This window comes from Polaromonas sp. P1_E3 (assembly GCF_056405935.1).
Map to the genome: position 1 here is coordinate 1 of NZ_JBFUBD010000009.1, position 18,127 is coordinate 18,127.

The 18,127-nt window shown below is 64.2% G+C and carries 20 protein-coding genes; 10 read left to right on the forward strand and 10 right to left on the reverse strand.

The annotated features are described in order from the left end of the window. Positions 1-18: 18 nt before the first annotated feature. Both AC1D0Z_RS03290 and AC1D0Z_RS03295 read left to right on the forward strand, forming a co-directional pair. A complete protein-coding gene (locus AC1D0Z_RS03290; RefSeq protein WP_477656812.1) occupies positions 19-441 on the forward strand; it encodes a YybH family protein in 423 nt (140 codons plus the stop codon). Between the two features lie 218 nt (positions 442-659). After that, on the forward strand, positions 660-1,037 hold the full coding sequence (locus AC1D0Z_RS03295) for a nuclear transport factor 2 family protein (protein WP_477656813.1): 378 nt from the start codon (positions 660-662) through the stop codon (positions 1,035-1,037). Positions 1,038-1,097: 60 nt separating this feature from the next. Here AC1D0Z_RS03295 and AC1D0Z_RS03300 read toward each other — a convergent pair whose 3' ends face one another. The 4 genes from AC1D0Z_RS03300 to AC1D0Z_RS03315 all read right to left on the reverse strand — a co-directional run bounded on the left by AC1D0Z_RS03300 (position 1,098) and on the right by AC1D0Z_RS03315 (position 3,235). Beyond that, positions 1,098-1,487: an Hsp20/alpha crystallin family protein gene (locus tag AC1D0Z_RS03300; protein WP_477656860.1), complete on the reverse strand. Its 390-nt coding sequence runs from the start codon at positions 1,485-1,487 to the stop codon at positions 1,098-1,100. Positions 1,488-1,638: 151 nt separating this feature from the next. After that, positions 1,639-2,076, reverse strand: a complete 438-nt coding sequence (locus AC1D0Z_RS03305; protein WP_477656814.1) for an Hsp20/alpha crystallin family protein — start codon at positions 2,074-2,076, stop codon at positions 1,639-1,641. A 269-nt stretch (positions 2,077-2,345) separates the two neighbouring features. Then, positions 2,346-2,591, reverse strand: a complete 246-nt coding sequence (locus AC1D0Z_RS03310; RefSeq protein WP_477656815.1) for a GlsB/YeaQ/YmgE family stress response membrane protein — start codon at positions 2,589-2,591, stop codon at positions 2,346-2,348. A gap of 59 nt (positions 2,592-2,650) precedes the next feature. Next, positions 2,651-3,235 (reverse strand): DUF4142 domain-containing protein, encoded by a 585-nt coding sequence (locus AC1D0Z_RS03315; protein ID WP_477656816.1) that lies wholly within the window; start codon positions 3,233-3,235, stop codon positions 2,651-2,653. A gap of 306 nt (positions 3,236-3,541) precedes the next feature. Here AC1D0Z_RS03315 and AC1D0Z_RS03320 point away from each other — a divergent pair, with 306 nt between their 5' ends. The 3 genes from AC1D0Z_RS03320 (at position 3,542) to AC1D0Z_RS03330 (ending at position 6,864) form a co-directional block, all read left to right on the forward strand. After that, positions 3,542-4,174 carry a helix-turn-helix transcriptional regulator gene (locus AC1D0Z_RS03320; RefSeq protein ID WP_477656817.1) on the forward strand — a complete coding sequence of 211 codons (633 nt, stop codon included), beginning with the start codon at positions 3,542-3,544 and terminating at the stop codon, positions 4,172-4,174. A gap of 224 nt (positions 4,175-4,398) precedes the next feature. Next, positions 4,399-6,498 carry a D-(-)-3-hydroxybutyrate oligomer hydrolase gene (locus AC1D0Z_RS03325; protein ID WP_477656818.1) on the forward strand — a complete coding sequence of 700 codons (2,100 nt, stop codon included), beginning with the start codon at positions 4,399-4,401 and terminating at the stop codon, positions 6,496-6,498. A gap of 171 nt (positions 6,499-6,669) precedes the next feature. Further along, the gene (locus AC1D0Z_RS03330; RefSeq protein ID WP_477656819.1) at positions 6,670-6,864 is read left to right on the forward strand and encodes a CsbD family protein; all 195 of its coding nucleotides are present in this window, start codon (positions 6,670-6,672) and stop codon (positions 6,862-6,864) included. Between the two features lie 95 nt (positions 6,865-6,959). Here AC1D0Z_RS03330 and AC1D0Z_RS03335 read toward each other — a convergent pair whose 3' ends face one another. From AC1D0Z_RS03335 to AC1D0Z_RS03345, 3 genes are all read right to left on the reverse strand, one after another. Continuing rightward, positions 6,960-8,192, reverse strand: a complete 1,233-nt coding sequence (locus AC1D0Z_RS03335; protein WP_477656820.1) for an MFS transporter — start codon at positions 8,190-8,192, stop codon at positions 6,960-6,962. An 84-nt stretch (positions 8,193-8,276) separates the two neighbouring features. Next, positions 8,277-8,678: a response regulator gene (locus AC1D0Z_RS03340; RefSeq protein ID WP_477656821.1), complete on the reverse strand. Its 402-nt coding sequence runs from the start codon at positions 8,676-8,678 to the stop codon at positions 8,277-8,279. 170 nt (positions 8,679-8,848) lie between these two features. Next, positions 8,849-9,325 carry an FKBP-type peptidyl-prolyl cis-trans isomerase gene (locus AC1D0Z_RS03345; protein WP_477656822.1) on the reverse strand — a complete coding sequence of 159 codons (477 nt, stop codon included), beginning with the start codon at positions 9,323-9,325 and terminating at the stop codon, positions 8,849-8,851. Positions 9,326-9,501: 176 nt separating this feature from the next. On the opposite strand from AC1D0Z_RS03345, the gene AC1D0Z_RS03350 reads away from it, so the two are divergent. The 3 genes from AC1D0Z_RS03350 (at position 9,502) to ypfH (ending at position 11,666) form a co-directional block, all read left to right on the forward strand. Next, complete coding sequence (locus AC1D0Z_RS03350) at positions 9,502-9,987, forward strand: Rrf2 family transcriptional regulator (protein ID WP_477656823.1); 486 nt, start codon at positions 9,502-9,504, stop codon at positions 9,985-9,987. Then, complete coding sequence (locus AC1D0Z_RS03355) at positions 9,977-10,906, forward strand: NAD(P)/FAD-dependent oxidoreductase (RefSeq protein WP_477656824.1); 930 nt, start codon at positions 9,977-9,979, stop codon at positions 10,904-10,906. Before AC1D0Z_RS03350 ends, AC1D0Z_RS03355 begins: the two co-directional genes overlap by 11 nt. 112 nt (positions 10,907-11,018) lie before the next feature. Then, entirely contained in the window at positions 11,019-11,666 is a 648-nt protein-coding gene (ypfH, locus tag AC1D0Z_RS03360; protein ID WP_477656825.1) for an esterase, read from the forward strand. A gap of 433 nt (positions 11,667-12,099) precedes the next feature. Here the strand turns inward: ypfH and AC1D0Z_RS03365 are convergent, their stop codons facing one another. From AC1D0Z_RS03365 to AC1D0Z_RS03375, 3 genes are all read right to left on the reverse strand, one after another. Next, entirely contained in the window at positions 12,100-12,774 is a 675-nt protein-coding gene (locus tag AC1D0Z_RS03365) for an SPOR domain-containing protein (RefSeq protein ID WP_477656826.1), read from the reverse strand. Next, positions 12,768-13,682 carry a biotin--[acetyl-CoA-carboxylase] ligase gene (locus tag AC1D0Z_RS03370; protein WP_477656827.1) on the reverse strand — a complete coding sequence of 305 codons (915 nt, stop codon included), beginning with the start codon at positions 13,680-13,682 and terminating at the stop codon, positions 12,768-12,770. Before AC1D0Z_RS03370 ends, AC1D0Z_RS03365 begins: the two co-directional genes overlap by 7 nt. Before the next feature lie 63 nt (positions 13,683-13,745). Next, the gene (locus AC1D0Z_RS03375; protein WP_477656828.1) at positions 13,746-14,465 is read right to left on the reverse strand and encodes an SET domain-containing protein; all 720 of its coding nucleotides are present in this window, start codon (positions 14,463-14,465) and stop codon (positions 13,746-13,748) included. Positions 14,466-14,550: 85 nt separating this feature from the next. On the opposite strand from AC1D0Z_RS03375, the gene AC1D0Z_RS03380 reads away from it, so the two are divergent. After that, entirely contained in the window at positions 14,551-15,084 is a 534-nt protein-coding gene (locus tag AC1D0Z_RS03380; protein ID WP_477656829.1) for a TlpA family protein disulfide reductase, read from the forward strand. After that, entirely contained in the window at positions 15,081-18,035 is a 2,955-nt protein-coding gene (locus AC1D0Z_RS03385; RefSeq protein WP_477656830.1) for a DNA topoisomerase III, read from the forward strand. Before AC1D0Z_RS03380 ends, AC1D0Z_RS03385 begins: the two co-directional genes overlap by 4 nt. Positions 18,036-18,127: the final 92 nt, after the last annotated feature.

The following is an 18,127-nucleotide window of genomic DNA, read 5'->3' on the forward strand; positions in this document are numbered from 1 at the left end:
CATCTTTAGGAGACAAACATGGGTACGCCACAAGACTTCAAGACTTTCATGAAGCAGCGCAAGGAGGCGGCCACCGCCTATGTGGGTGGCAACGCGGCGCCGCTGGCTGCCKTGTCGGCGCAGGACTTGCCGGCCACTTTTATGGGCCCAGGCGGTGGGGCGGTGCATGGCACGGAGGAGGTGTCGGCGCGGTATGCGCGGGACGCCCGTGTGTTTGAAGCGGGTGGCACTACCGAGCTTGAAATCCTGGACATGGCGGAGAGTGAGACGATCGCTTACTGGACGGGTTTTCAGAAAGCGCGGGTGCGCATGCATGGCAAGCCGGATGTGATCACGATGAAGTTGCGGGTCACTGAAGTGTTTCGCCGCGAGGGTGATGAGTGGAAGCTGGTGCACCGGCATGCGGACTCATTGGCTGAGGTGAATGAGCTGGCCGGCTAGTGCGCTTATTGCTGTTGCGCCGTTGATGTTCGCCTCATGTGAATGAGTGCGTCTGGCAAAGGCGCAAGGGAGTTATGCCGCCAGCGAAAAAGCTTCAGGCGTGCAACACTTCGGCTTTCGTTCGGCCCCCTTGTTGTCTGTTCCGTTGAGTTCCTTAGGTTCAGGCAGCAGCGCCGAAACGCATCAACACCCCAAGCAGCCCAGCAAAGGAAACCCGCATGCCCACGCCTGAAACCGTAGACCGCTTTATTGCCCGCGTTGAACAGAACGCGCACACCGAAGCGATTGAAGAGTTCTACACGCCTGATGCGACCATGCAAGAAAACCAGCAGCCGCCGCGCCGTGGGCGCGACAAGCTGGTGGAAGGTGAAGCAAAAGTGATGGCACGCGTGAAGTCGATGACGTCAACCTGTGTGCGACCGGTGTTTATCAGCGGTGACAAGGTTATCATCCGCTGGGTCTTCAATTTTGTGTGGGCCGACGGCAGCACCATGCGCATGGAAGAGCTCGCCTACCAGCGCTGGGAAGGCGAGCGCATTGCCGAAGAAACGTTTTTCTACGACCCGGCGCAGCGCACGCCGGTGCCGGCCAAGTAAGCAGGCCGGCGGGCCGGCGCGGCGTATGCCGCGGGTTGCCGCAGAGGCGCCGGGGCGCAATCAGGCTGCCTTGATCTCGATGCGCCGGGGCTGTGCGTGCTGCGCCTTGGGTATGCGCAGCTTCAGCACGCCGTTGGCCAGCTCGGCGCTCACTTTCTCGGTGTCGAGCTCCTTGCTGAGCGTGAACACGCGGTGAAAGCGCCCCAGCCCCACTTCGGTGTGGGTGGACTGCAGGCCCTCGGGTGTGGACAGGGCCGACTCGGCGTCAATCGTCAGCGTGTCGGCTTCCACCTGCAGGTGCAGCTTATCGCGCGGTACGCCGGGCAGGTCGGCATACAGGGTGATGCCGTTGCTGTCTTCAATCACGTCGACAGGCGGAGTCAGCGCGCCGTTGGCGTAGCGCGAGGTGTCTTTCTGCGCCACTTCACCGCCCTGCTGGCTGGTTTGCATGCCGCGGCTGGTGCTGCCGTTGCTGGCGGTGCTTGCGTCGCCGTAGCTGCCGTTACTGCGGGTGGCGCCGTTGCCGCCATTGCCGGTATTGCCGCTGTTACCCGTGTTGTTACTGGTTTGGGTGTTTGCGTAGTTCATGGTTTGCCTCCTTTCACTGGATGGTGATGCGGCGCGGCTGGGCCGATGCGCGCCGCTGGATGGTGATATGGACCAGGCCGTCCTTGAAGCTGGCGTTCACGGCGTCAGGGTCGGCTTCGTCGGGCACGGTGAGCACGCGGCGGAAAGCGCCGGAAAAGCGCTCGTTGATGTGCACGGTCGACTGCGAGCCGGCTTCGGGCAGCTCGGTTTTGCGCTCGCCGGCAATGGTGAGCAGGCCGCGCTCCAGGCTGACTTCCAGCGACTTCGGGTCAATGCCCGGGGCAAAGGCATACACCTCTATCGTTTGCGGAGTGCCGCCAATGTTCAGGGCGGGGTAGCTGCTGCGGCCAAAGCCGCGAATGCTGGGAGACAGATCGAAGGCCTGCTGCAGATCACGCTGCAGGCGATCGAGTTCGGCGAACATGTCGCGCGGAAATAACGATCGGTACATGGTGAGTCCTCCATTCGGGGTTTGAACATCAGTGCACCAGGAAGCGGTCCCGGCGCTCCGGATCAGGATGTAGGAGTTGCCCCAAAAAATTTCAAGAGGGCAATTTCATGGAAATCGAATGGCAGGTGCAGCGGGCTCAGCGGCCGGGCTGGGTAAAACTTTTTTCGCAAAAGAAGCCGCATCAAGTCCCCGCGCCAGCCACACAGCACAACACCCCGGCGCACGTGAATGCGCCGGGGTGTCTGGCTGGGGTTCCTGGTGCGTTCTGGCTAGCGCTTGATGAGAAGCCGGTAGAGCAGCAGCAGCACGATGGAGCCCAGCACGGCGGCGATGAAGCCGGCCGTTTCGCCTTGCTGGTACCAGCCCATCGCCGCGCCCAGGTAGGTGGCCACAAAAGAGCCGGCAATACCGATGAGCACGGTGATGATGAAGCCGCCGGGGTCGCGGCCGGGCATCAGGAACTTGGCAACAAGGCCAACCAGAAAGCCGATAAGGATGGTCCAGAGGATGGTCATACAGCAGTTCCTAAAAAGTTAAACAAAGAAAAACGAAACAGGCTCAGCCGCGTGGCTGTTTATTTGGCGGGCACCACGGCCTTGGCCATTTCAAGGTGGCCTTCCACCTTGGGCAGCATCTTGCCGGCAAGGGCCTTCAGGTCGGCGTCTTTGGCGTCCTTCTGGATCTTGTTCAGCAGCTTGATGGTGGCTTCGTGGTCGCCCACACCGGCGCGCTTGGCGTATTCCGTGTCAAACAGGTTGCCTGACAGCGCCTTCAATGCGGTGGCCTTGGTTTTGGCCATGGCGCCGGGGCCGTCGGGCAGGGTCACATTTTTGGCGCGGGCCAGCGCCTGCACTTCGGCCAGTGCGCTGGTGTGGTCGTCAACCATGTGCTGTGCAAACTTTTTGATCTCGGCGTTTTGTGATTTCTCCAGGGCCATCTTGCCGGCTTCGACCTCGGCGATGTTGGCCTGGGCCAGGTCGTCGAGCATGCCCTTGTCGGCACGGGCCAGCTTGCCGGCGTCAGTCGCTGTGGATGAGGTGCCGGCGCCTGTGGTGCTGCTGGTCTGTGCCGTGGCGGGCAGGGCCGCCAATGCCAGGGCAGAAGCGGCCACGCCGGCCAGCGCCATTCGGCTGAGCTTGAATTTGGATGGGTTCAACATAAGGGCCTCCTTTGAAGGGGTAAGTTGTTGATGGGGTTATGCGCGGAAACACATACCGCGAGATACCGCGATAAAACCGCAGCAGGTACGTTGGTACTTTCCCCGCTGCGCCGGCCGCATGGTGCAGGAGGCTGGGCACGCCGGGTGTAGGAATAGGCTTGCGCCTACTGTGCGGCCGGCGCGCACGGGCTGCGGTGGTGGCTCGCTCCACCAATCCGCTGCTTCAACAGTGGTGCACGGTGCGCTACGATTGCGACTGGACAAATTGTCTGAAATTTGAATCGCCCTGACCGGAGGCTGCGCCCCATGAAAAAACCCAGCAACAAGCCCAGCAACGCACATCTGCTCGCCGAGCTGAAGAACATTGCCGAAGGGCTGGGCAAAACCTTTGCGCCGTTTTGTGAAGTGGTGGTGCACGACCTGACGCACCCCAAGAACGCGATCCTGGCGATAGAAAACAACCTGAGCGGCCGCCGCATAGGCCAGCCCGCCACCGAGCTGGGCCTGGCGCGCATCCAGGACCCGGACTATCCGGCCGTGATTGCCAACTACGCCAACCAGTTCGCCGATGGCCGCAAGGTCAAGAGCACGTCGGTGGGCATACGCAACGAGGCCGGTGATTACGTGGCGGCGATCTGCCTGAACGTGGACCTGACGCTGTTCAACGGCTTCCAGGCGGCGATGTCTCAGTTCACCGCGATTGAAAGCAGCGCTGTCACCGAAACGCTGGACGCCTCCAACGCCGACCGCATACAGCAGTGCATTGACGAATTTGCCGCGGCGCGGGCCACGACATCACGCTCGCTCAAGCCTGCCGACCGCAAGCAGTTGGTGCAGGACCTCAAGAAGGCGGGCTACCTGGAGATCCGCCGCGGCGCCGAGATCGCCGCCGCGCACATGGGCGTGTCGCGCGCCACGGTGTACAGCGACGCGAAATAGCCTTAAGCCAATTGGCCTGTAGCGCGCGGTGGCCGTGCGCAAGCAGCTATCAAAAACATAGCGAAGCGACTGACTGCCTGGCAGGCAAACAGACGTGGCAGGCAGCAAAGGCGCGGCTGAGGCAAAAGCCTTACAAGAAAAACCTTACAAATCCGACAGCGGCAAATGCGCGTGCGGGCTCCGTTGCGCTGATGATGTCGTACGAATAACCCGAGGAGGACGACATGACATTCACCCTGATCAAAACCACCATGGCCCTGGCGGCAGTGGCCGCGCTGGGCGGCTGCGCAAGCGGTGTGGGCGTGCAGCCCAACATCAAGCCGGCCTGGCTGGGCGTCATCACCACCGGCGTGTACGACGGCGGTAATGACGACTTGCTGACCGCCGGCCTGGGCAAGACCGGCCTGGCCGCACCTGCGCCGGCGCCTGTTGACCCCTTAAACCCCAGCGCGGCCGAGCTGCGCCGGATTGCGATCTATAACAACTACCGCGCCATCCTCGACATTTCTCCCGGCGGCGGCTACGGCACGCTGTACGGCCCCAACGTGGACGCCAAAGGCAACGTCACAGCCGGCGAGGGCAAGATTGCCGGCACGGAATACATCGCTTACTCAGACGACGGCAGCGGCCGGCAGAACGTGACGATGATGGTGCAGGTGCCGGCGAGCTTCAACCCGGCCAGCCCGTGCATCGTTACCGGCACCTCGAGCGGGTCACGCGGCGTTTACGGCGCCATTGGCTCGTCGGGTGAATGGGGTTTGAAGAACGGCTGCGCCGTGGCCTATACCGACAAGGGCACCGGCAGCGGCATGCACGACCTGCAGAACAACACGGTGCACCTGCAAAACGGTTTGCGCGCCGACGCGGTGGCGGCCGGCACGGCCTCCAACTTCACTGCCAATTTGACACAGGCTGAGCGCACGGCCTTCAACGCCGCCACGCCCAACCGCTTTGCCGTGAAGCATGCGCATTCGCAGCAGAACTCTGAAAAAGACTGGGGCCGCTACACGCTGCAGGCGGTGGAGTTTGCCTACTATGTGCTGAACGAGCGCTATGGCAAGCCTTCGCCCGACGGCGGCAGCCGCCTGAAGACGCTGAACCCGTCCAACACCATCGTGATTGCCTCCAGCGTGTCCAACGGTGCGGGCGCTGCGCTGGCTGCGGCCGAGCAGGACACGCAGGGCCTCATCAGCGGTGTGGCGGTAGCAGAGCCGCAGGTGCAGCTGGTACCCGATGCGCGCCTCAGTGTGCGGCGCGGCAACAGCACGCTGGCCGGCACCGGCAGGCCGCTGTATGACTACATCACGCTGGCCAACCTGCTGCAGCCTTGCGCTGCGCTGGTGTCGCCCACCACCAATGTTTTCAACACGATCAACCCGGTGATTGCCGCAAGCCGCTGCAGTGCGCTCAAGGCCAACGGCGTGGTCATCGGCAACACCACGGCCGAACAGGCGGGCAGCGCCATGGCCACGCTGGTGCAACTGGGCTGGCAACCCGAGAGCAATGACCTGCAGGCTTCGCACTATTCGTTTGCCACGCTGCCGGTGGCGCTGACGTATGCCAATGCCTACGGGCGCGCCGGCGTGCAGGACAACCTGTGCGGCTACAGCTTTGCCGCCACGGCGCCTGCCGCTTCGCCCACGCCCAACCTGCCGGTGCCTGCGCCGGCGGGCCCGCTGGCCACGTCATTCGGCACGGGCAATGGCGTGCCGCCCACGGCGGGCGTCAACATCGTCAACAACGCCAGCCTGGGCGGCCCGATGCTGGACGCGGCCTCGATATCGGCCGGCAACGTGCAGGACTACAACAGCGCCGGTGCCCTGTGCCTGCGCGCGCTGATGACGGGAAGCACGCCTGACGCCCTGCGTGTGCGAGAAGGTGTTCAGCAAGTGCTGCGCACCGCCAACCTGCAGGGCAAGCCCGCGCTGATCGTGCATGGCCGCTCCGACACGCTGGTGCCGGTGGCGTTTACCTCGCGCCCCTACTTTGGCCTGAACAAGATGGTGGAGGGTTCGCGCAGCAAGCTCTCGTACATCGAAGTCACCAACGCCCAGCACTTTGATGCCTTCCTGGGCTTCCCGGGCTACGGCCAGCGGCTGGTGCCGCTGCACCGCTACTTCATCCAGGCCATGGACATGATGTACGCCCACCTCAAGACCGGCGCGCCGCTGCCGGCCAGCCAGGTGGTGCGCACGGTACCGCGCGGCCTTGCCGGCACCACGCCCAACCCGATCACGCCCGCCAATGTGCCGCCCATCAAGCTGCAGGCCGACGCGCCGGACCGGGTCACCTTTGCCGGCAATGTGGTGACGGTGGCGGATTGACGGGCCAGCTTTGCCGAATCACTGGGACCGACATGCGTTCGGGTGCTGCGCCTACGCTGCGGTCCCGGCGGGTCGGTATCTTGGTAAGTGGCCGGCGTTAAACGACGAACGTTGGCCCGGGTATACCTCTCAGGGTTCCTGGAGGTCTCGTCGAATTCATCAGGAGTCATCATGAACAAGGATCAAGTCAAGGGCGCTGCCAAAGACATGGCCGGCAAGACGCAGGAAGCTGCGGGCAAGCTCGTGGGAAGCAAGGAGCAGCAAGCCAAGGGCCTGGCCAAACAGGCTGAAGGCTCGGTGCAGAAGAACTACGGCGATGCCAAGGAAACCGTCAAGGACGTGGCCAAAGGCAACAAGCGCTTCTGAGGCTTTCAAGCCAGCAATGTCCGGCCTGCCGGACACAAAAAAAGCGGCGCATGTGGCGCCGCTTTTTTTGTGGGCGCCTGCTTGTGATTTTGTCTTCAGCTTTGCTGCGGCGGCGCAGGCAGCACCTTGAACAGCAGCGCRCCGACCGCCAGCAGCACGGCAATGCTGGCCAGCACCGCGGTGAAGGGTTCATGCCCGCGTGCGGCGGCAACGGAGGCGACCAGTCCGGTCAGCCACTGCATGCCGGCCACACCCAGGAACATCGCCATGGTGAACACCGCCATCGCCCGGCCCGTGAGTGCTGCGGGGTAAGCCGCACGCACGTCGGCGTACTGCAGCACCAGGTAACCCGACAGCAGGCCGATGATGACCGGCCCCGCCACATCGACCACCGCGCTGTGCGTGAAGGCGAATGCCGCGAACAGCGCCGCCAGCAGCACGGTCAGGCCCGTGATCCAGCGGCGGCGATGGGCGGGGCCCGGGTCAAGCCGGCCAAACAGCGGCGGGCCGAACAGTGACACCACCGACATCACCAGCGCGACGTTGCCGCTTTGCACCAGCGAAAAATCATGGCGCTGCATCAGCAGGGGCCCAAGCCACAGGCCGCGCAGCGAAATGAAGGACGCATAGCCCACCGCCGAGATCACCAGGATGCCCCAGGTATGCGGCAAGGTGAGCAGCGCGCCGAATTTGCCAAAAGCTTCACGCACGGACTCGCGGGGCTGCACGCCTGCCGCCTGTTGCGCGGGCTCGTGCACCAGCGTGAAGATCAGCAGCCAGGCCAGCGCCGCCAGCGCGGCCAGCACCCAGAAGCCCATGCGCCAGGACGTCGCCTCGATCAGCCAGGCCAGGGGCGTGCCTGTGAGCAGCATGCCCAGGCCGCCCAGGCCGAGGGTGAGGCCGGACACCGCGGCAAAACGCTGGGTGGGAAAGTGGCGTGCGATGAAAACGGTGCACACCAGGAAGGCCGGCGCGCAGCCCATGCCGATCAACACCTGCCCGGCCACCAGCGTGCCGTAATTGCCTGCCAGGGCTGACAGTGCGGCACCGGCAATGGCCAGCGGGAAAGCGGCCAGCACGGTGCGCCGCACGCCGTGCAGGTCTATGCCGATGCCCATGAAGAGCTGCATTGCGCCAAAGGGAAAATGGAATGCGCCGGCAAAGAGGCCAAGGGCCTGCGCGGAGAGGTGAAAGTCAGCCTGCAGCGGCGCGGCCATGATGGCGCCCACGGTGCGAAAAGACTGGCTGAGCGCGACGGCGGTCGTCAGCGCAAACAGCATGGTCCAGGCGGCGCGCAGCTTGGGCGCGGGAGGGGTGGAGGTGTTCATCGCAGCCACCGAGCGTACACCGGCGGCGGCTTACAGCACGGCGCGGAGCCGGCATGGGAGATCGCCGCCTGATCGCAGCGCGGTTTATTGCGGTAAAGGGGCCGTGCCGCCCAGGCTGGCCGCATGGGCCTGGCAATACAGCACCAGCTTTTCCACGTCCTGCGATTTGTCAAACACCTCATCGGCGCCAAGCTCGCGGCAGTAGTGCAGGATGTTCTCCTGGTTGTGGCTGGTCAGCACCACAACTTTCTGGCGGGCTGTGCGCTGCTGGCAGTCCTTCAGCACGCCAAAGCCTGAGCCTTCAGCGAGGAAGAGGTCGACGATGGCGAGGTCCCAGTCTTCGTTGTGCGAGCCCAGCCATTGGCGGGCGCTGGTCTCGGAGTCGGCGTGGCCGACGAAACGCAGGGGTGCGATTTCTTCCATGGCCTCGACCAGTGTTCTGCGTATGTCCGGCTTGTCTTCGACAAGAAACGCGTTGATGACCATGGGTACCTCTGAAGTTAATCCATGAAGTTAGCCGTCATCGGGTGCCGGGGTTGTCGTCGTGCGGCATCGGGGGATGTAGGCTCAATCCCACTTTAGTTCAGAGGAGTCTTTACGACGGTAACGGTGCGTAACGCTAACGGCTTAATCGCCGGACGGTCACCCAGCGCAGATTAATGGTGGTGGCCGTGCTCGCCGTGCACGTGCCGGTGGGCGATTTCTTCTTCCGAAGCAGCGCGCACGTCGGTCACTTTCAGGGTGAAGCGCAGGGCCTTGCCGGCCAGCGGGTGGTTGCCGTCCAGCAGGACCGTATCGCCCTTGATCTTGGTCACGTTGAAGACATGCTGGCGGCCGTCGTCGCCCCGGCCTTCGAGCTGGCCGCCCACTTTGACCCCGGGTGGAAACTGCGTGCGGGGGATGGTACGTACCAGGCTTTCGTCGCGCAGGCCGAAGGCGTCTTGCGGCTCCAGCGCCAGCACGGTCTGGAAGCCTTTTTCCTGGCCGTCCAGCGCTTCTTCGATCTTGGGCAGGGTGTTGCCGTAGCCGCCGTGCAGGTAAACCATGGGTGCGCTGCTTTGCTCGACCAGCTTGCCCTGGGCGTCCGCCACCTTGTAGCTAAGGGTAACGGCGGTGTCTTTTCCGATTTTCATGGTGTTTTTCCAGATCTCTGGGTACGTCAAAAACGCTGATTCTCGCCGACTTGGGCGCCAAACCGCCCGCGCAGCCCCGCCTGTGGCTGGAGTGTCCCCTGCACGCGTATGGTTTTGGCGTGGCGCCGCGGCGCGGGAGTCCGTACTCCGTAGAATCATGCAACATGATAAGTTACATGAAATCAAGAGGCCGGCTTTCCGCCGTTTTGCATGCCCTGCTGCACATGGCCCATCGCCAGGGGCCGATGACCTCGGACGAGCTGGCCACCTGTTTGCGCACCCACCCGGTGGTGGTGCGGCGCACCATGGCAAGCCTGCGTGATGCCGGCTTTGTGGTGTCGGAGCGCGGGCACGGCGGCGGCTGGGTGCTGGCGCGGGACCTGGCTTCGGTCACCCTGCTGGACGTGCAGATGGCGGTGGGCGATGCCGGTGCGCCGGCGCCTGAAGAGGGCGCGCATGCGGACGGCTGTGTCATTGAGCAGTCCGTGCAGCGCGCCCTCGCCGGCAGCCTGCGCGAGGCTGAAGCCCTGCTCATGAAACGTCTGGCGGAGGTCACGCTCGCTGACCTGTCGGCCGACTTCAACCGCGCCATGGCTGCGCATGCGGACCATGCCGGCCACGGCGCGCACCCCTTGTCACCGGAGGCTTCCCATGCTGTATGACGCAATCATTGTGGGTGGGAGTTTTGCGGGGCTGTCTGCTGCATTGCAACTGGCCCGCGCGCGGCGCAAGGTGCTGGTGATCGATGCGGGCATGCCGCGCAACCGTTTTGCCTCGGAATCACATGGCGTGCTGGGCCACGACGGCAAGCCGGGCGCCGAACTCCTGGCAACAGCCCGGGAGCAGCTGCTGGCGTACCCGACGGCAAAGATCTTCAGCGGCCGCGTGAGCCGCGTTGACATCGGCACAGCCGCATTTGTGGTGGAAGCCGAAGAAGGGATGCGCTGGTTCACCGGTCGGCGCCTGCTGCTGGCCACGGGCGTGTCGGACGTGCTGCCCGAAATTCCCGGCCTTCGGGAACGCTGGGGCCAGACCGTGGTGCATTGCCCGTATTGCCATGGTTATGAGATTGGCGGCGGCGCAGTCGGCGTGCTGGGCACGGGCCCGATGTCGGTGCACCAGGCGCTGATGTTTGCCGACTGGGGCGAGGTGACCTTGTTTACGCAAGGTGTGGTCGATGTGTCAGCCGAAGAGCGGATGCAGCTGGCCGCGCGCAAGGTCAGGGTTGAGCAAGGCCCCATTGCTGAACTGCAGGGTGAGGCGCCCGCGCTGGAAGGCGTGTTGCTGCAGGATGGCCGGCGCGTGGCGATCAAGGCCCTGCTGGTGGGCACGCAGGTGCGCATGGCCAGCCCGCTGGCTGAGACACTGGGCTGCGCGTTTGAGGATTCACCGTTTGGCCCCATCGTGCGCATCGACGCGTGGGGTGCGACCAGCGTGAACGGCGTGTACGCCGCGGGCGACATGGCGCGCGTGCCGCACAGCATTACTTTTGCCACGGCCAGTGGCGCGGCAGCGGGCGTGCGGCTGCATGCTTCCCTGATCACGGAAGACGCGCAGCGCGGAGAAACTGCCGCTGCGTAAGGGGCGTAAGGGGCGTAAGGGGCGCAGGCGGCGTAAAGAGCTTGGTTACAGTGGTTGAAAGAGGCCGGAAAGGCCCCAGTTGCCTCTTTCCCATTTTTTTAAGCGTCCTGCCATGAACCCGCCCGAGCCCGAAACCATTGAACTGCTGCCCCTGAACGGCGCACCCCGCCAGCTGTTTGTGCTGTTGCACGACGCTGGCGGCACGGCGGCCGACATGCTGGAGCTGGGCAACCTGCTGGGCGGCGCGTTTGCCGAAGCCGCCGTGCTGATGCCGCAAGGCCTGACTGGCCCGCACGCCGATGCGGCTGGCGCCAACGCCGCGGGTCTGGACGATGCGGGGGCGCTGGCTGCCCGGGTGGAAGCGTTGGCAGCGTTTGTGCGCGCGCAACAGCAGCGCTTCGACATCCTGCAGTCCGATACGGCGCTGGCCGGCTTCGGGGCGGGCGCCAGCCTGGCGCTGGCCCTGAGCGACGCGCACGATGGCCTGGCCGGCCGGCTGCTGTCATTCGGCGGTGGCTACCAGGTCTGGCCGGCCCGCGCGCCCGCGCTGACCACCTTGCACCTGCTGCACGGCCAAAACGACGCCGTGGTGCCGTTGGCGCGCACCCGCAGCGATTTCGAGCATCTGATGCAACTGGGCGCCGACGCCACTTTGGACGTAGCCGCCACGCTGGGCCACGAACTCCATCCGGCCCTGATGGACCAGGCCGTAACCCGGTTGCAGACCTGCGTGCCGCTGCGGCACTGGAAGGCAGTCTGAATAAGCCCACCCCCGTCCAGGCTCACTGCGTGTAGCCCGTTCCCCCCTCGAAGGGGCGGTGAACTGGTACACCCCTGTCCAAGCTCACTGCGTGTAGCTTGTTCCCCCCTTGAGGGGGCGGCGCCTGCGGCCCGGCGAAGCCGGTTCCGCGGCCCCTGCTGGCTTGGACTGGGTGTGGCGGCTCAGGTATTTCTCAAGAAAATAGGTGCTGAGAGCCAAGCGGGACGAGCGCAAGCAGCTCCTAAATCGATAGCATGGAGTTCGCCCGGGATACGAGCCTCCGAGAGGCCCGGGATGATCGGATACGCGCTGTGCAACCGCGGCGAGCTCTTAAGCCAGCATGAGCCGTGGAACCGGCTTTGCCGGGCCACAGGCGGGCGGCCCCCTCGGGGGGCAGGGAGCTACACGAAGTGAGCGACCGTGGGGGCCATATCTAGCAAGGCCGCAAGGCCTTGCCCACCAACTGCGGCTTAAGCAGCTCGAGCTTGGCCATGAGCGGCGCGTCGACGGCCGGGAGTTTGAGCAGCTGGCCGCGCAGTTCAGGCTGCTCCTGCACCACCTTGGCGGTGCGTACGCCGCGCGTGGCGACCTTGGCCAGCTCGCGCTCTGCGTCGGCCTGGGAGCTGAAATGGCCCAGCGAGAGGCCTGGCCCCAGCGCGGGGTTGAGCAGGGGCTCGAACGAGACCCCCATGCCGCGCAGCTCGGTGCGCTTTTTGGCCAGCGCGTCCTCGTTGGCGTATTTGCCCATGTAGATGATCCAGCGGCCTGGTTCGGAGCTGTTTTCGAGTGACCAGCTGCCGATGGGCAGACCGGCTTCCAGTCCAGCGCGCAGGGCGATGGTCTGTTCGGGGGTGAAGAGCCCTGCCTGCAGGCATTCGGGTGCGGGGGGAGGCGTTGGCGCCGCTGCGGCGGTAATGCCGGGGCTCTCGAGCTGGCGCGCATCGGTAGACGTCAAAAGGCGCATCGCCTCGGGCCGGATCTGCTGCGACAGGCGCTGCGGTTCGGCCTGTGTGATGGGTGCAAAGCCGTAGTCGGCCAGCAGGCCTTGCGTCCAGGCGAAGTAGCCCGCATTGGCCAGGAGCAGCACCAGCACCAGCAGCCTCAGCATCGGCGCGAGTCCTTCGCGGGCTGCGCTGCAACGGGCCGTACGCTGACTTCGGAGCTGGTGATTTGTTTCATGCCAGCCGCAGTATGCACCAGCAGTGCCCCGTTTTCGCCCACGCCGTGGGCCGTGCCTTCCATGCCGTTCTGCCCGTCAGACAGCTGCACGGTGCGGCCCGCCAGGACGTCGCGCGCCGCAAAACGCGCCTGGAAAGGTGCAAAGCCAAAGCGCTCAAACGCCTGCACCGCCTGCACCAGCGGCGGCACGATGCGCAGCAGGGTGGCGGTGGCGTCCAGTGCCGGCAGCAGTGCCTGCAGGCTGCCCGGCAGGATACCGGGCAGGGGAGAAGCGGATGGGGGTGTTGCGGTGGGGATTTCCACCGTGCGGATGTTGATGCCGATCCCGATCACCACGTAACGCACGCCCTCCCAGCTGGCGGTTTCCACCAGGATGCCGGCCAGCTTGCGGTCACCGTCGGGAGTGGACAGCCAGAGGTCGTTGGGCCATTTCAGTCCGATGCGTGGTTGGCCCGTTTGCCCCGGGACAACCGGCTCAAGGCTTTCGGCCACGCTGATGCCGGCCACCAGGGAGAGGCCGGACCAGTCGACAGGCTGCAGAGGCAGGCCCAGTGAAAACGTGAGGCTGTCGCCGCGGCGGCTTTGCCACTGGCGGCCCAGCCGTCCGCGCCCGGCGGTTTGCTGCTCGGCCACCAGCAGCAGGGGCTCGGGGCGGGGCTCCACCGTGGGGTTGCCGCCGCTACCGGAGGGGCTACCGCGGAAGCGGCGCATCAGCTCGGTGTTTGTGGAGTCAATCTCGGGCAACACCTCGACCGTAAAGCCCGGCAAAGAGGGCGCCACGGCCTCCCAGAGGGCCTCGGCGGGCCATCGGATGGGTTGGGTGGGGGGAGTGGTCATGAAAGCCCAGGGCGCGGGCCTGGCCGGAGGGGTGAAAGAACCTGAAGAAGGTGAATGACCGGGTCAGTCCTTCTTTTGCTTCGCGGGCTTCTTGTCTGACTTGTCAGATTTCTTACCGGCTTTTTTATCGGCCTTTTTTTCCGTCTTCTTTTCCGCCTTCTTCACCGCTTTTTTCTTGTCGGTCTTGGCGTCTGCCTTTTTGCCGGCCTTCTTTTTTGATTTCTTGCTCTTCTTCTTGTCGTCGTCCTTGGGCGCCAGCAGGGTGCCGCGGCAGTTTTTGGCGCCGCACCAGCACGGGTATTCGGCCAGCAACTTCTTGGTATAGGGCGCGTCGATGATCAGGCCGTAGTCATAGAACAGCTCTTCGCCGGCCTTGATGTTGCGCAGCGCCTTGATGAAGACGCGGCCGCCCTCTTCGTCGGCTTCACAGTTGGGCTTGCAGCTGTGGTTGATCCAGCGAGAGGAATTGCCGCCGTGCTTGGCGTCGATCACATGCTCTTCGTCGATGTGGAAGTAGAACGTGTGGTTCGGGTCCTTGGGGTCGTGCGGGTGCCGGCGCAGGGCTTCTTTCCAGTTGATGATTTCGCCGACGTATTCGATCAGCGTTTCGCCCTCCGCCAGGTCCTGCACGGCGAAAACACCCTTGCCGTGCACGCCGGAGCGCCGGGTCTGGATGCGGCGCCCGTCGGCAGCCGGAGCCGCGGGTTTGGAGGGAGATGCGGGGACAGCGGAAGCCTGGGTTTTTGACACGACAGATTTTTTTGGTATGGTTAATTCATGCATGTGCGCGTGCGTGCGCATGCGTGCGCACCCGCGCGCGTACATGCGCGAGAGCCGCTATTGTAGTGATGCGCCCAAGGAGCCCCCCGTGTTCAATCGCCGAAACCTGATGCAGACCGCTGCCGCCCTTGCCTTGCCCACCGCGGCGGGGCTGGGCCTGCCGGCGTGGGCCAAAGGCGGGGAAAGCCCTTTGCCCAAGGCCGGCAGCACCCTGCCCTTGCCCGCCGTCACGCTGCTGGATGGCAGTGCATGGATGCCTGCCGCAGTGGCTGGAAAGACGCTTGTGGTGTACTGGTGGGCCAGCTGGTGCCCTTTTTGTGCGGTCCAGTCGCCCCATATAGAAGCTTTGTGGCGGGCGCAAAAGGCCCAGGGGCTTGAGGTGCTGGCACTGTCCATCGACAAGCAGCAGGCCGCCGCTGCCACTTATATGAAGACCAAGGGCTACAGCTTTCCCGCCGGGATGCTGACCCCCGAGGTCGCGAAATTTTTACCCAAGCCGGTGGGCCTGCCCGTGGTGGTGGTGCTCAAGGTGGCGGCCAACGGACGTGAAGGCAAAGTCGTATTTGCCGAAAGCGGGGAAATGTTCCCCGAAGATGTAGAAGGTTTGAAGAAGTACATATGAAAACCCTTGTGATTGCAGAAAAGCCCTCGGTGGCGCAGGACATCGTCCGCGCCATCACGCCGACGGCCGGCAAGTTTGAAAAGCACGACGAGTACTTTGAAAGCGATGAGTGGCTGGTCACGTCGGCCGTCGGCCACCTGGTCGAGATCCAGGCGCCTGAAGAATTTGACGTCAAGCGCGGCAAGTGGAGCTTTGCCAACCTGCCCGTCATTCCGCCCTACTTTGACCTCAAACCCATCGACAAGACCAAGACGCGGCTCAACGCCATCGTCAAGCTGGCCAAACGCAAGGACGTGAATGCCCTTGTCAACGCCTGTGACGCGGGCCGCGAAGGCGAGCTGATCTTCCGCCTGATCCAGCAATACGCCAACAGCAAGCACCCGGTCAAACGCCTGTGGCTGCAGTCGATGACGCCCGCAGCCATCCGCGAAGGCTTTGAAAGCCTGCGCAGCGAAAAGCAGATGCAGGGCCTGGCCGACGCGGCGCGTTCGCGCTCGGAAGCCGACTGGATGGTCGGCATCAACGGCACCCGTGCCATGACCGCCTTCAACTCGCGCGACGGCGGTTTCTTTCTGACGACCGTGGGCCGTGTGCAGACGCCGACGCTGTCGGTGGTGGTCGAGCGCGAAGAAAAAATCCGCAAGTTCGTGAGCCGCGACTACTGGGAAATCCACGCGACCTTTCTGGCTGAAGCCGGCGAGTACCCCGCCAAGTGGTTTGACCCGAAATGGAAGAAGGCCGCAGCCAACGCCGACAACGCAGAGCCCGACGCCGAGCTGAAGGCCGACCGTGTGTGGACAGAGCGCGAGGCACTGGCCATTGCCGAAGCCGTGCGCGGCAAGGCCGCCACAGTGACGGAAGAAAGCAAGCCCACCACGCAGGCCGCCGGCCTGCTGTTTGATTTGACGTCCTTGCAGCGCGAGGCTAACGGCAAGTTCGGTTTTTCGGCCAAGACGACGCTCTCGATTGCGCAGAGCCTGTATGAACGCCACAAGGCGCTGACCTACCCGCGTACCGACTCGCGTGCGCTGCCGGAAGACTACCTGCCGGTGGTCAAGCAGACCTTTGAAATGCTGGCCGACAGCGGCATGAAGCACCTGGCGCCGCATGCGGCCACGGCCATCAAGGGCAACTACATCAAGCCCAGCAAGCGCATTTTTGACAATGCCAAGGTGAGCGATCACTTCGCCATCATCCCAACGCTGCAGGCGCCCAGTGGCTTGAGCGACGCCGAGCAAAAGCTGTATGACCTGGTGGTGCGCCGATTCATGGCGGTGTTCTTCCCGAGCGCCGAATACCTGGTGACCACGCGCATTTCCCAAGCTGTGGGCCACAGCTTCAAGACCGAGGGCAAGGTGCTGGTCAAGCCAGGCTGGCTCGCGATTTACGGCAAGGAAGCCGCCGACGAAGTGGCTGACGCCAAGGACGGCGACAAGGGCCAGAGCCTGGTGCCGGTCAAGCCCGGCGAGATGGTGCGCGCCGAAGTGGTCGAGGCCAAGGGTTTGAAAACCCGGCCGCCTGCCCGCTATTCGGAAGCCACGCTGCTCGGCGCGATGGAAGGCGCCGGCAAGACGATCGACGACGACGAGCTGCGCGAAGCCATGCAGGAAAAAGGCCTGGGCACGCCCGCCACCCGCGCCGCCACGATTGAAGGGCTGATTGCCGAGAAATACATGCTGCGCGAAGGCCGCGAGCTGATTCCCACGGCCAAGGCCTTCCAGCTGATGACGCTGCTGCGCGGCCTGGGCGTGGAAGAACTCTCCAAGGCCGAGCTGACCGGCGAGTGGGAACACAAGCTGGCGCAGATGGAGCACGGCAAGCTCAGCCGCGAAACCTTCATGGCCGAGATCGCCGCCATGACGGAAAACCTCGTCAACAAGGCCAAGGGCTACGACAAGGACACGATTCCCGGCGACTACGCCACGCTGTCGGCGCCCTGCCCCAACTGCGGCGGCGTGATCAAGGAAAACTACCGCCGCTACACCTGTACCGGCAAAAAAGGCGATGACGGCTGCGGCTTCAGCTTCGGCAAGACGCCGGCCGGCCGCACCTTTGAAGTAGCCGAGGTCGAGCAGTTCCTGCGCGACAAGAAGATTGGCCCGCTGGACGGTTTCCGTTCCAAGGCCGGCTGGCCTTTCACCGCCGAGATGGTGATCAAGTTCGACGAAGAGACGAAGAACTACAAGCTGGAGTTCGATTTCGGCGACGACAAGAACGCCGAGACCGGCGAGATCATTGATTTCAGCGGCCAGCAGTCGCTGGGCCCCTGCCCGCGCTGCGCCTCGCGCGTGTTCGAGCTGGGCAAAAACTACGTCTGCGAAAAGTCGGTGCCCACGAATGAGCAGCCCACGCCCAGCTGCACCTTCAAGACCGGCCAGGTCATCCTGCAGCAGCCGATCGAGCGCGAGCAGATGCACAAGCTGCTGGAAACCGGCAAGACCGACCTGCTCGACAAGTTTGTCTCGATGCGCACGCGCCGCCCCTTCAAGGCCATGCTGGCCTGGGACAAGGAAGCTGACAAGGTGAACTTCGAGTTCGCGCCGTCCAAGTTTCCGCCGCGCAAACCGGCGGCTGCCAAGACCGGGACGGTGAAGACACCTTTCGGCAAGACCGTCGCCGCGAAAACGGCGAAAGCACCGGCCGCCAAAAAGGTTGCCGCCAAGAAGGCGCCCGCCGCCAAAACGGCCAAACCGAAAACGCCGCGCGTCGCCAAGCCGGGCGCAGGCCTCAAGCCCAGCGACGCACTGGCCGCGGTGATCGGCGCAGAACCAGTGGCACGTACCCAGGTCATCAAAAAGCTCTGGGACTACATCAAGGCCGAAGGCCTGCAGGACGCGGCCAACAAGCGCGCCATCAATGCCGACGCCAAGCTGCTGCCGGTGTTTGGCAAGCCGCAAGTGACGATGTTTGAGCTGGCCGGGATTGTGGGCAAGCACCTGAGCGCCGAATAGCCGCTCCAGTGGTCATGCAGCTATCGTTTTGATAGCTACTTGCGCGCGCCCTTATTGGGTTGCGGGCTGTTTTCCTTGGGGTGGACGGTGTC

Excerpts from the sequence above, each read along its gene's own strand:
- AC1D0Z_RS03295 (WP_477656813.1), top strand. The coding sequence starts at position 660 with ATGCCCACGCCTGAAACCGTAGACCGCTTTATTGCCCGCGTTGAACAG.
- AC1D0Z_RS03300 (WP_477656860.1), bottom strand. The coding sequence starts at position 1,487 with ATGCAAACCAGCCAGCAGGGCGGTGAAGTGGCGCAGAAAGACACCTCG.
- AC1D0Z_RS03305 (WP_477656814.1), bottom strand. The coding sequence starts at position 2,076 with ATGTACCGATCGTTATTTCCGCGCGACATGTTCGCCGAACTCGATCGC.
- AC1D0Z_RS03310 (WP_477656815.1), bottom strand. The coding sequence starts at position 2,591 with ATGACCATCCTCTGGACCATCCTTATCGGCTTTCTGGTTGGCCTTGTT.
- AC1D0Z_RS03315 (WP_477656816.1), bottom strand. The coding sequence starts at position 3,235 with ATGTTGAACCCATCCAAATTCAAGCTCAGCCGAATGGCGCTGGCCGGC.
- AC1D0Z_RS03320 (WP_477656817.1), top strand. The coding sequence starts at position 3,542 with ATGAAAAAACCCAGCAACAAGCCCAGCAACGCACATCTGCTCGCCGAG.
- AC1D0Z_RS03325 (WP_477656818.1), top strand. The coding sequence starts at position 4,399 with ATGACATTCACCCTGATCAAAACCACCATGGCCCTGGCGGCAGTGGCC.
- AC1D0Z_RS03330 (WP_477656819.1), top strand. The coding sequence starts at position 6,670 with ATGAACAAGGATCAAGTCAAGGGCGCTGCCAAAGACATGGCCGGCAAG.
- AC1D0Z_RS03340 (WP_477656821.1), bottom strand. The coding sequence starts at position 8,678 with ATGGTCATCAACGCGTTTCTTGTCGAAGACAAGCCGGACATACGCAGA.
- AC1D0Z_RS03345 (WP_477656822.1), bottom strand. The coding sequence starts at position 9,325 with ATGAAAATCGGAAAAGACACCGCCGTTACCCTTAGCTACAAGGTGGCG.
- AC1D0Z_RS03350 (WP_477656823.1), top strand. The coding sequence starts at position 9,502 with ATGAAATCAAGAGGCCGGCTTTCCGCCGTTTTGCATGCCCTGCTGCAC.
- AC1D0Z_RS03355 (WP_477656824.1), top strand. The coding sequence starts at position 9,977 with ATGCTGTATGACGCAATCATTGTGGGTGGGAGTTTTGCGGGGCTGTCT.
- ypfH (WP_477656825.1), top strand. The coding sequence starts at position 11,019 with ATGAACCCGCCCGAGCCCGAAACCATTGAACTGCTGCCCCTGAACGGC.
- AC1D0Z_RS03365 (WP_477656826.1), bottom strand. The coding sequence starts at position 12,774 with ATGCTGAGGCTGCTGGTGCTGGTGCTGCTCCTGGCCAATGCGGGCTAC.
- AC1D0Z_RS03370 (WP_477656827.1), bottom strand. The coding sequence starts at position 13,682 with ATGACCACTCCCCCCACCCAACCCATCCGATGGCCCGCCGAGGCCCTC.
- AC1D0Z_RS03375 (WP_477656828.1), bottom strand. The coding sequence starts at position 14,465 with ATGCATGAATTAACCATACCAAAAAAATCTGTCGTGTCAAAAACCCAG.
- AC1D0Z_RS03385 (WP_477656830.1), top strand. The coding sequence starts at position 15,081 with ATGAAAACCCTTGTGATTGCAGAAAAGCCCTCGGTGGCGCAGGACATC.